This window comes from Pantoea sp. RIT-PI-b, from assembly GCF_001187905.1.
GTDB classification, from domain to species: Bacteria; Pseudomonadota; Gammaproteobacteria; order Enterobacterales; family Enterobacteriaceae; genus Pantoea; species Pantoea nemavictus.
The window spans coordinates 14,899-26,306 of record NZ_LGIS01000007.1 but is presented as its reverse complement, the minus strand read 5'-3'; the positions used below and the strand labels follow the sequence as shown (position 1 = coordinate 26,306).

The following is an 11,408-nucleotide window of genomic DNA, read 5'->3' as shown; positions in this document are numbered from 1 at the left end:
CGTCGGGAATCCCAATGTCATTAATCTATCTGCAGGGTTACCCTGAAAACATCCTTGAACAGGTGCAGACACTCATTGAACATGAGCGTTTAGGCTCCTTTCTCCAGCAACGCTATCCCGATACGCATAATATCGTCAGCGACCGGGCGCTTTATGATTACACGCAGGCGCTGAAAAACCGCTATATGCGCAGCGCGCCGCCGGTGAGCAAGGTGATTTGGGACAATAAGATCAAGGTGATGAAGCACGCGCTGGGGTTACATACTACCATTTCGCGCGTACAGGGCGGCAATTTGAAAGCCAAAGCGGAGATCCGCATTTCCACTTTCTTCCGCCTGGCACCGGAAGCGTTTTTACGCATGATCGTGGTGCACGAGCTGGCGCATCTTAAAGAAAAAGAGCATGACAAAGCCTTCTATCAACTCTGTTGCCACATGGAACCGGACTATCACCAGCTCGAATTCGACGCCCGCTTATGGATGACCGACCAGGCGATGCGCGGCAACGCGGCTTAGAGAAACTCCTGCGCTTTTTGAATCAGACTGGTTTTCGTCAATGCGCCCATAAAGCGGCGTTCTTGCGGATTATTTAGCACCGGTAAACGCTCCAGCGTTACGCGCGCAAAGGCTTCCCAACCTTCACGCATGCTTTGATTTTGATAAATGCAGGGGAAGTTATTGTCCATCACGTTACTCACTGGCGAATGCAGGGTGATCTCCTGCGACAGCACCTTGCGTGAAATATCGTGAATCGACACCACGCCGAGAAACTGCCCTTCGCTGTTAATCACATAAACATAACGTTCGCGCTTGAGTGAACTGACCGCCAGCGCCTGTCCAACCGACTCTTCCGGCTGCAGCGCCGCACCAGGAATGATCAGCTGGTCGACGCGCATATTATCGAAATCATACTTAGCTTCTGAGCGGCTGAAATGCGCGCTCACCACCGGATAAGTGCTGGAGGACTGCAGGCGATATACCACCATTGATGCCAGCACTGACGCGATCATGATCGGGAACAGCAGGCTACTGTTTAGCGTCATCTCTAGCACCATCAGCATCGCCATTAACGGCGCCTGGCTAACCGCCGCCAGCACCGCCGCCATGCCGATGGCCGCATACAGTAAGGTATCGCCCACCGGTAGATGCAGCATCACGCCGATTTGAGCAAGCGCCACGCCCAGCAGCGCGCCGATGAGTAATGAAGGGGTAAACAGCCCACCGACCGCATTGGAGCCCACCGACAACGTGGTGGCCAGCGTCTTCAAAACCAGCAATCCTAACAGCCCCAGCAAGACATACTGCCCATCAATGATTTTGACGATCACTTCATAACCGTTCCCCAGAATATCGGTGGAGATCAGCGCCAAAAAGCCGACCATTAAACCACCGGCGCCCAGGCGCAGCGGCAGCGAACGCACGCGACCGAACATCGCCTTACTGCGCGCAATCAGTTTGATCAGCAACCAGCCGGCAATACCGGCGACAAAACCAATCAGCATCGTCATCACTAAACTGCTGATATCCATCTGGAACAGTGCTTCAGATAGCGGATAAAGCGCGCTGCGAAAGCCCAGCGACCACATGGTCATCACCGCCACCGCCGACGCAACGATCAGCGGGATCAGCCGTTGCAGCGCTGAGATGCCAAAAGCGATTTCCGCGACAAAAATCGCTGACGCCAGCGGGGCGTGATACACCGAAGAGAGCCCCGCTGCGGCAGCCATCGCCACGATATCGCTGTTACGCAGATTCAACGACGCAGGCAACCAGCGCCCGATCAAACTGCCGCTCAGCGCCGAAAGCTGCACCATCGGCCCCTCTTTACCAATCGACGCGCCGCTGCCGATACTGGCAATCGATGACAGCGCGCGGAACAAGGAGGTTTTGGTTGGTACCGCATCGAGCCGCGCGTTGATCACTTCCAGATAATCGGTTTGCACCGTTTCCTGTTTTTCAATTGCCACCGCGTAACGCAGGAACCAGCCAGCCACTACGCCACCGGCACCCACCAGCAGCGGCCAGAAGATCCACGGCCAGACATGCATCGCCACGGTGATTTCATTATCACTGTTGAACAGCAGGTGGTTGATCAACTCAATGACACCGCGAAACGCCAGCGTGACCAGCGAGGCCACCAATCCTACGGGAATAGCGATCAGTAATGTGGTCCAGTTCAGAGCATGTTTACTTCCACTCACCCGCGCGTCCCCGCTTAGTCGGTTAAAAAGTTGTGCGGCATCATCATATTGGAATGCGGATCCCAGGATCAAATTTCACCTGACTTCCGCTGCAATCAACATGCTACTCTGCCGTTTTACTTTAGCAGGAGAGCAGCACGTGATTCGTTTCGCCATCGTGGGAACCAACTGGATCACCCGCCAGTTTATCGACGCCGCACATGAAACCGGCAAGATGAAGCTGAGCGGCGTTTATTCTCGTAATCAGCAGCAAGCCGACGCTTTTGTGGTGGATTATCCCTGCAAGTTGACGTTCACCTCGCTGGATGAACTCGCCACCAGCAGCGAAATCGATGCGGTGTATATCGCCAGCCCAAATGCATTGCACAGCGAGCAAGCGATGCTGTTTATGTCACACGGTAAGCATGTGATTTGCGAGAAGCCAATGGCCTCGAACCTGCGCGAAGCGGAGGCGATGATTGCCTGTGCCCGTGAGCATCAGGTGGTGTTGTTCGAAGCCTTCAAAACCGCCAGCCTGCCGACGTTCCTGCAGCTACAAAAAACCTTGCCGCAGCTGGGCAAACTGCGCAAAGCCTTGATCAACTATTGCCAGTATTCGTCGCGCTATCAGCGCTATCTGGATGGTGAAAACCCGAATACCTTTAATCCACGCTGGTCGAACGGTTCCATAATGGATATTGGTTTCTACTGCCTCGCCGCCGCCGTCACGCTGTGGGGCGCGCCGCAGCAGGTCAAAGCGCAAGCCTCTTTGCTGGAAAGCGGCGTGGATGCGCATGGCGTGGTGGTACTGGGCTACGGCGATTTTGATGTCACCTTGCTGCACTCCAAAGTTAGCGATTCACTGATCCCCAGTGAGATTCAAGGGGAAGCGGGATCGCTGGTGATCGAAAAGATCTCCGAATGCCAGCAGCTGCGCTTTATCCCGCGCGGCGGCGAGAGCCAAAACCTGACTCAGCCGCAGCACATTAATACCATGCTGTATGAAGCAGAAACCTTTGCCAAACTGGTTGAAGCCGGTGAAGTTGAGCATGCCGCGTTAGAAACCTCGCGCATTACGGCGCAACTGCTCACGGAAATTCGCCGCCAGACGGGCGTGGTTTTCCCGGCCGATCGGGCTGAAGTGTAAATATTGCAAAACATTTCTGGCGCCCTCTTGAAAGCGATTATTGAACTCCGTATGTTGAGCGCTGCAAAGGGGAGTAACTTCAACGCTGATTGATCGTCATTACGATGCGCAACACGCATCCGGTCGTCAGGCAACCCGGAATCTATTCTGAGTTGTAAGTGAGACCTTGCCGGAAGGCGAGGTTTGCTTGCAGCACCATCAAAGCGGCTGACGTCTTCTGACTTCAGCCGCTTTTTTTATGTTCAGAAAAGGATATGACTATGCACTCTGTAGGCACACCGTTACTTTGGGGCAGCTTTGCTGTTGTAGTGCTCATCATGCTAGCGATCGACCTGCTGTTACAGGGCCGACGCGGCGCACAAACTATGTCATTTAAACAAGCAGCGATATGGTCACTGGTTTGGGTCTCCGTTTCGCTGCTGTTTAGCGCTGCGTTCTGGTGGTATCTCGACGGTACCGCCGGACGCGAAGTCGCTACCGCGCAAACCCTCGCTTTCCTCACCGGCTACGTGTTAGAAAAAGCGCTGGCGGTCGATAACGTTTTTGTCTGGCTAATGCTGTTTAGCTACTTCGCTGTACCAGCCAATTTGCAACGTCGTGTACTGATTTATGGCGTATTAGGCGCGATTGTACTGCGTACCATCATGATCTTCGCCGGTAGCTATTTGGTTACCCAGTTCAGCTGGATTCTTTACGTATTCGGCGCCTTCCTGCTGTTCACTGGCCTCAAAATGGCGCTGGCGAAAGAGGAAGATGACAACGCGGTCGGCGACAAGCCAGTGGTGCGCTGGCTGCGTAAGCATCTGCGTATGACCGATAGCCTGGATGGTGAGAAGTTCTTCACCCGCAAAAACGGCGTGCTGTTCGCGACGCCGCTGCTGTTGGTGCTGATCACGGTCGAACTGAGCGATGTGATTTTCGCCGTGGACAGTATCCCCGCTATCTTCGCGGTGACCACCGATCCATTCATTGTGCTGACCTCAAACCTGTTCGCGATTCTCGGTCTACGTGCCATGTATTTCCTACTGGCTAACGTGGCGGAACGTTTCTCCATGCTGAAATACGGTTTGGCGATTGTGTTGGTGTTTATCGGAATCAAGATGCTGATCGTCGAGTTCTACCACATTCCAGTCGGCATCTCGCTGACGGTGGTGGGCGTGATTCTCGGCGGTACGCTGCTGATCAACGCCTGGGTGAACCACAGAAACGACCAGAAGAAGATCTCACCATAATCTTCTGCAGGGGCGCTAATCGCCCCTGCTTTGTTTCGCCAGTAGCAACCTTCGCCTTTTATATATCTATCACACTTCCCATCATCAGCAGATCAAAAAACCGATCTGCTGCGCATGCACAGAATTATCTCTTTCCTCGCTAACTCTTTTCCTTATACTCCGCCGGGCAAACCGTTGCGCGCGGGAGAACCGCGCACAACACTCATGACCGCGAATAAAAAGACTGTGATATGCAAAACAACTTTATTGGACGTCTGGGCGCGCTGTTCGCAGGAAGCCTGGTAAAACAAATCATGATCGGCCTGGTGGCTGGCGTGGCGCTGGCGTGGTTCTCGCGCGACGCCGCATTAGCCGTTGGCTTGCTGGGTGAGCTGTTCGTGCGCGCGCTGAAAGCCGTCGCGCCGCTGCTGGTACTGGTGCTGGTGATCTCTTCCATCGCCAACCATCAGCAGGGACAGAAAACCAATATCCGCCCGATTATCATGCTGTATCTGCTCAGCACCTTCTTTGCTGCCGTGGTGGCGGTGATCTTCAGTCATCTGTTCCCGCAGACGCTGTCGATGAACGTCGGTGCCACGCAAATCACCCCACCGTCGGGCATTAGCGAAGTGCTGCACGGCCTGCTGATCAGCATGGTTTCCAATCCGATTGACGCACTGATGAACGCCAACTACATCGGCATTCTGGTCTGGGCGCTGGGCTTAGGTCTGGCGTTTCGTCATGCCAGCCCCAGCAGCAAAGCGTTCCTCAACGATGCGTCCAATGCCGCCACCTGGGTGGTGCGCTGTGTGATTCGCTGTGCGCCGCTGGGGATTTTTGGCCTGGTAGCCTCCATCCTCGCCTCGACCGGTTTTGACGCCATCTGGGAATACGCCAATCTGCTGGCGCTGCTGCTCGGCTGCATGCTGATTATGGCGCTGGTGATCAACCCGATGCTGGTGTTCCAGAAGATTCGTCGTAATCCCTATCCGCTGGTGTTTACCTGCCTGCGTGAAAGCGGCGTGACCGCCTTCTTCACTCGCAGCTCGGCGGCCAATATTCCGGTGAATATGGCGCTGGCTAAGCGTCTTAATCTGGATGAAGACACCTATTCCGTGTCGATTCCGCTCGGTGCCACCATCAGCATGGCGGGCGCATCGATCACCATAACTGTGTTGACGCTGGCCGCGGTACACACGCTGGGCATCTCGGTGGATGTACCAACCGCGATTCTGTTGAGTCTGGTGGCGTCGCTGTGTGCCTGTGGCGCATCCGGTGTGGCCGGCGGCTCACTGCTGCTGATTCCGGTGGCCTGCAATATGTTTGGCATTCCGAACGATTTGGCGATGCAGGTGGTGGCAGTGGGCTTCATTATTGGCGTGCTGCAGGATTCCGCCGAGACCGCACTCAACTCCTCGACGGATATTCTGTTTACCGCGGCGGTTTGCCAGGCAGAAGCCGAGCGCGCGCCGCGTCGTACGGTTTCAGAATCGGAATAGTGTGTGATGGATCGCCATAAATGGCGTAATGCACGTTAGTTAAGCAGCGTACTGGCTCTGCGGGGGTTCCGCCCGCTATGCATATGGCAGTTTCAGAATGTGTGAAGCCAGCGGCCGGGCTAAGGTCCGAAGGCGCGGACCTTAGCAATCCGCGCCTGCGCCGTCCTCGCTGTTCCCTCGCTTATCGCTCCGGCCTGACGGACCGCGCGGATTCGCCATCCCTGGCTCATGCCGCGCTTTCGCCGACGTCCTGTCGGCTCATCCTGGCCGTCACTCTGCGCTCGGCGCTGCGGATAGCGCCCAACACCATCGCCTGTCATTACCGTATCTGGTTTGAAATTTTGCAGGCTGAAGATTATGGGGCACGTGGTCGCCATGAATGGCGACCCTACAGGCGTTACAGCGATGATGATTCAGGGATAGGCATTGATGCTACAGCGCAGGTGTTGAGGCGACATCCCATCCCGCTGAGCGAGTGAGGGATTCCAGGGCGAGCCGCAGGGATGCGGCGAGAGGCGGCGCTGAGCAGGAGCGAATCGCCGCCGGTCCGTCAGGAATCGCGATTGAGTGAAGGCACCGCGTAGCGGCGGGGTGGGCTGGCGCAGGGCCGGGGAGTGAAGAGGGCGTGGCCTAGACGCCCTCTTCTCGGTCGCCGCACGGCGTAGATGAAACTGCCTCAGCCGATGGCGAACGAAAGTCGCTCAGCGCTTAACTGATCGGCATTACGCCATCAATGGCGACCTCACAAAGTCACACCGCTTTTGAAGATGGCTAACTCGCGGAAATCGTTGGTTTCATTGCGCGCCGGTTGGCCATTGGCAATCGCTACAATCATATCGACGAAATCCGCCAGCATCGCCTCCATACTCATGCCTTCAATCAAGCGCCCGGCATTAAAATCGATCCAGTGCGGTTTTTTCTCGGCCAACTGCGTATTGGTAGCGATCTTCACCGTTGGTACAAAACCGCCGTACGGCGTGCCGCGGCCGGTGGTAAACAGCACCATATGACAGCCCGCGCCTGCCAGCGCGCTGGTGGCTACCGCATCATTACCCGGCGCGCTCAACAGATTGAGTCCCGGCGTGTGTAAGCGCTCACCGTACTTCAGCACATCCACCACCTGGCTTTGTCCGGCCTTTTGCGTACAGCCAAGCGACTTCTCTTCCAGCGTGGTGATGCCGCCTGCTTTGTTGCCCGGCGACGGGTTCTCGTAGATGGGCTGCTGATGATCGATAAAGTAGCGTTTGAAGTCGTTGATCATCGCCACGGTCTTTTCAAAGGTGGCTTCATCGCGGCAGCGGCTCATCAAAATACGCTCGGCACCAAACATCTCCGGCACTTCGGTCAGCACCGTGGTACCACCGTTAGCGATCATCTGGTCAGAGAAACAGCCCAGCATCGGGTTGGCGGTGATACCGGAAAAGCCGTCTGAGCCGCCGCATTCCAGACCAAACTTCAGCTCACTAAGTTTGCCCGGCTGACGCTTGTCCGCGCGCATCGCCTGATAAAGCGCATGCAGGCGTTCCAGCCCCGCTTCGACTTCATCATCCTGCTTCTGACACTCCATAAACTGCACGCGATCGCTATCAAAGCCACCGAGCGTTTCGCGGAACACATCGACCTGATTATTCTCGCAGCCCAGGCCAATCACCAGTACGGCGCCAGCATTGGGGTGCCGCACCATATTTTGCAGCATGGTCCGGGTGTTCTCGTGATCCTGTCCGAGCTGCGAGCAGCCAAACGGATGACTAAACAGGTGTACGCCATCAATACCTTCAGCGTCATGGGTTTCTTTCATAAAGCGTGTCAGGATCTGCCGTGCAATACCGTTTACGCATCCCACGGTGGGCAGAATCCACAGCTCATTGCGGATGCCCACTTCACCGCTGGCACGACGATAGATCTGCACGTCGCGGTCACCGGCCTGTGGCGGCAGTGCGAGAAAATCGGGCTGATAGTCATACTCGTCCACGTCGCTCAGATTGGTGCGTGCATTGCTGGAGTGAATGATTTCACCCGCAGCGATCGGCTGAGTAGCATGGGCGATCGGCAAGCCGTACTTGATCACCAGTTCACCGGCGGCTAAAGGCTGCAGGGCAAACTTGTGACCGCGTCCGACCTCCTGCTGCAAGGTAATCGCTTGTTGATTAATCTCGACCTGGGTATTGGCGGGCAAATCGCGCAACGCTACAGCAACGTTATCGCGTGAATGAATTCTAATGGCATCTTGCATAGCGTTATCTCAGTTGGGTCAGCGCCGTCCGCATCCCGTGGACGATGATGTTTTGCAGGTGTTGGCTTACCGCAGCCACTAATCCTGGCCGCTGAGTGAGATCTTCGCCCCAGTGGTTGGCATCGCTGAGTACCGCGCGCACCAACTGTTCCGGGGTCTGTTTATCGTTATGTACCGCTGGCCATAGCTCAGCAAAACGCTGCAGCCAGTGTTCGTCGTCCTGCAGCGGCCAGCGACGCTCATCCTCTTCACCGCGATAAAACGCCAGCAGTGCGGCAAAGGCGAAGGTCAGACGTGCAGGCCATTGCCCGTTTTGCTGCTGCGCCAGCAGTAGCTGTGGCAGTAAACGGGTACGGAATTTGGTCATGCCGTTTAGGGCAATCGAAAGCAGCGCATGGCGAATAAAGGGATTGCGGAAACGGCGCTGCACCGCGTCGGCGAAGGCGTGCAGCTCATCGCGCGGCAGATCCAGCGTCGGGATCACCTCCTCGCGCAGCAGGGCATCAACAAAGCCGGCAATTTGCGCGTCGTCCATCGCTTCTCCGACGCTCTCCACACCCGCCTGAAACGCTACCGGCACCAGCGCGGTGTGTGCACCGTTAAGAATCGCCACTTTCTGCGCTTTGTACGGCGTGATGTCATCCACCAGCTTCACTTCCGGCGCCAGCGTGTCGAGCTTCAGCTCCTGAGCCAATGCATCCGGCCCCTGAATCACAAACTGGTAATAGACTTCGCCCGCCACCAGATAGCGATCCTGATAGCCCAACTGCGCCTCAATTGCCGCGCTGTCGGCCGGATAGCCGGTGACAATGCGATCCACCAGCGTGTTGTAGAAAGCACAGTGATCCTGCAGCCAGCGCGCAAACTCCGGCGGCAGCTGCCAATGCTTGATGTAGCGCATTACCAACTCGCGCAGCGTGTCGCCGTTATAATCGATCAGTTCGCAAGGTACGATGAGCCAACCTTTATCGCTGGCCGCAGCAAAGTGGTTAAAGCGCGCCCACAGCAACTGCGTCAGCTTGCCGGGAAACGAGGACGCTGGCGCATCGTCCAGCCGATCCTCTGCGACAAAAACAATGCCGGCTTCGGTGGTATTGGAGAATACAAAGCGCATCTGCGGCGCACGCGCCAACGCAAGAAAATCTTCAAATTGTTGATACGGCTGAATTTCACGATTCACGCTACGAATCAGCCGGGTTTCACTCACCTGCTCACCCGCGGCGTTTAGTCCGCGAATCAGCGTGGTGTATAGACCCTCTTGCTGATTTAGCGTCTCTTCCACTACGCGGTTGCGCGGCCGCACCACGACTACGCCCGCGTCGGTGTGTTGATGCTGATTAAGCCAGTCGAGTTGCCAATCGATAAAGGCACGCAGGAAGTTGCCTTCACCGAACTGGATGACGCGCTCGCTATAGTGCGCTCCGGGGAAATTCTGGCGGTTGAGTCGCTGCATCATCAGGCTCCCAGCTCAATGCCGAAGTAATCGCGCGCATTGTTAAAACTGATGTTCTGCACCATCTGCCCTAACAACGCCTCATCGGCCGGCGCTTCGCCACGTTCTACCCAGTTGCCGATCATCTGGCATAGCAGGCGACGGAAATATTCGTGGCGCGTGTAGGAGAGGAAACTGCGGCTATCGGTGAGCATGCCGACAAAGCGGCTCAGCAGGCCGATTTGCGCTAGCTGGGTCATTTGGCGCTGCATGCCGTCGAGCTGATCGTTGAACCACCACGCCGAACCAAACTGCATCTTGCCCGGTTCGCCTTCACCCTGGAAATTGCCCGCCATGGTGGCCAGCACTTCGTTATCGCGCGGGTTGACGCAGTAGAGGATGGTTTTTGGCAGCGCATTATTGCGGTTCTGCGCATCCAGCAAGCGCGCCAGCGGAATCGCCAGCGGCGCATCGTTGATCGAATCGAAGCCCACATCCGGGCCGAGGATGTCGAACTGGCGGCGATTGGCGTTACGCAGCGCGCCAATGTGATACTGCTGCGCCCAGCCGCGGCGCGCATATTCGCTACCCAGCCACACCAGCACCGCGCTTTTAAATTGTGCCGTCTCTTCTGTGGAAGGTGCCGCGCCTTGCAGACGACGCGCCAAAATGGCATCCAACGTGGCTTCATCAGCTTCAGCAAACACCACCACATCCAGCGCGTGATCGGAGATTTTGCAGCCGTGCGCGGCGAAGTGATCGAGTCGCTGGCTCAAGGCACGGCGCAGATCGTCGAAACGCTGCACGCTGACATCCGCCACCTGCTCCAGGCGCTGAATCCACGGCAGGAAACTCTCCAGCTCAATATTAAAGGCTTTGTCCGGACGCCAGCTCGGCAGCACTTTGACGCCAAAACTGCTGTCCTGCGCCAGCTTGCGGTGGTGCTGCAGGTCATCGAGCGGATCGTCGGTGGTGCCGACCATCTTCACATTCATCTGCTGCATGATGCCGCGTGCGCTAAATGCATCCTGCGCCAGCAGTTCGTTACACTGCTGCCAAATGCCATCGGCGCTCTGTTCATTCAGCAGCACATCAGTGATGCCGAAAGGTCGACGGAGTTCAAGGTGCGTCCAGTGATAAAGCGGATTGCCGATGGTATGCGGCACGGTGCGCGCCCAGGCATTGAATTTCTCACGATCGCTGGCATCACCGGTGCACAACGTCTCCGGCACGCCGTTGGCGCGCATTGCTCGCCATTTGTAGTGATCGCCTTTCAGCCAGATGTCATAGAGGTTGGTGAAGCGGTAGTTGTCGGCAATCTGCTGCGGCGGCAAGTGACAGTGATAGTCGAAAATCGGCTGATCTTTAGCGTAGTCATGGTACAGACGACGGGCGAACTCGGTGTCGAGTAGAAAATCCTCACTCATAAAACGCGACATACCTGCTTCCTCTTTGTGGCCAAGTGGCTTTAACTCAAAGTTATCATACCAATTTAGGCGATCGGGATAATTGTTTGCGATCCGACTCACAATAATGACAGTTTCACTGTGGGTATAGAGATGAGCCCGCAGATAACAACAAATAAGTATTTGTTTTTAATTAAATTAAAGATAATAAACTTCGAGGGGAGAAGTTACGCGATAGCATTGAAATTTCAAAGGTGTATAACAAGTTGGCTCTTGACTCAATTGCTACGCATTTATGGCA

8 protein-coding genes are annotated in these 11,408 nt (G+C 55.9%); 4 read left to right on the top strand and 4 right to left on the bottom strand.

Translation table 11 applies throughout. From position 1 onward, the window contains the following. Nucleotides 1–14 precede the first annotated feature (14 nt). Entirely contained in the window at nucleotides 15–515 is a 501-nt protein-coding gene (locus AC790_RS00240) for a M48 family metallopeptidase (RefSeq protein ID WP_049850556.1), read from the top strand. On the opposite strand, the gene AC790_RS00235 is transcribed toward AC790_RS00240, so the two are convergent. Next, nucleotides 512–2,200, bottom strand: a complete 1,689-nt coding sequence (locus AC790_RS00235; protein WP_049850555.1) for a chloride channel protein — start codon at nucleotides 2,198–2,200, stop codon at nucleotides 512–514. The genes AC790_RS00240 and AC790_RS00235 overlap by 4 nt on opposite strands. A gap of 139 nt (nucleotides 2,201–2,339) precedes the next feature. On the opposite strand from AC790_RS00235, the gene AC790_RS00230 reads away from it, so the two are divergent. The 3 genes from AC790_RS00230 to sstT all read left to right on the top strand — a co-directional run bounded on the left by AC790_RS00230 (nucleotide 2,340) and on the right by sstT (nucleotide 6,036). Continuing rightward, complete coding sequence (locus AC790_RS00230; protein WP_049850554.1) at nucleotides 2,340–3,326, top strand: Gfo/Idh/MocA family protein; 987 nt, start codon at nucleotides 2,340–2,342, stop codon at nucleotides 3,324–3,326. 260 nt (nucleotides 3,327–3,586) lie between these two features. Beyond that, a complete protein-coding gene (locus tag AC790_RS00225) occupies nucleotides 3,587–4,558 on the top strand; it encodes a TerC family protein (RefSeq protein ID WP_049850553.1) in 972 nt (323 codons plus the stop codon). Between the two features lie 230 nt (nucleotides 4,559–4,788). Continuing rightward, nucleotides 4,789–6,036: a serine/threonine transporter SstT gene (gene sstT, locus AC790_RS00220; RefSeq protein ID WP_009127511.1), complete on the top strand. Its 1,248-nt coding sequence runs from the start codon at nucleotides 4,789–4,791 to the stop codon at nucleotides 6,034–6,036. Between the two features lie 742 nt (nucleotides 6,037–6,778). On the opposite strand, the gene AC790_RS00215 is transcribed toward sstT, so the two are convergent. From AC790_RS00215 to uxaC, 3 genes are read right to left on the bottom strand one after another with little or no spacing between them, the layout of a single operon-like run. Further along, complete coding sequence (locus AC790_RS00215) at nucleotides 6,779–8,269, bottom strand: UxaA family hydrolase (protein ID WP_049850552.1); 1,491 nt, start codon at nucleotides 8,267–8,269, stop codon at nucleotides 6,779–6,781. Between the two features lie 4 nt (nucleotides 8,270–8,273). Continuing rightward, nucleotides 8,274–9,722: a tagaturonate reductase gene (locus AC790_RS00210; RefSeq protein ID WP_049850716.1), complete on the bottom strand. Its 1,449-nt coding sequence runs from the start codon at nucleotides 9,720–9,722 to the stop codon at nucleotides 8,274–8,276. A gap of 2 nt (nucleotides 9,723–9,724) precedes the next feature. Then, nucleotides 9,725–11,140, bottom strand: coding sequence for a glucuronate isomerase (uxaC, locus tag AC790_RS00205; RefSeq protein WP_049850551.1), 1,416 nt, complete (start codon nucleotides 11,138–11,140; stop codon nucleotides 9,725–9,727). Nucleotides 11,141–11,408: the final 268 nt, after the last annotated feature.

Excerpts from the sequence above, each read along its gene's own strand:
- AC790_RS00240 (WP_049850556.1), top strand. The coding sequence starts at position 15 with ATGTCATTAATCTATCTGCAGGGTTACCCTGAAAACATCCTTGAACAG.
- sstT (WP_009127511.1), top strand. The coding sequence starts at position 4,789 with ATGCAAAACAACTTTATTGGACGTCTGGGCGCGCTGTTCGCAGGAAGC.
- AC790_RS00210 (WP_049850716.1), bottom strand. The coding sequence starts at position 9,722 with ATGCAGCGACTCAACCGCCAGAATTTCCCCGGAGCGCACTATAGCGAG.
- AC790_RS00215 (WP_049850552.1), bottom strand. The coding sequence starts at position 8,269 with ATGCAAGATGCCATTAGAATTCATTCACGCGATAACGTTGCTGTAGCG.
- uxaC (WP_049850551.1), bottom strand. The coding sequence starts at position 11,140 with ATGTCGCGTTTTATGAGTGAGGATTTTCTACTCGACACCGAGTTCGCC.
- AC790_RS00225 (WP_049850553.1), top strand. The coding sequence starts at position 3,587 with ATGCACTCTGTAGGCACACCGTTACTTTGGGGCAGCTTTGCTGTTGTA.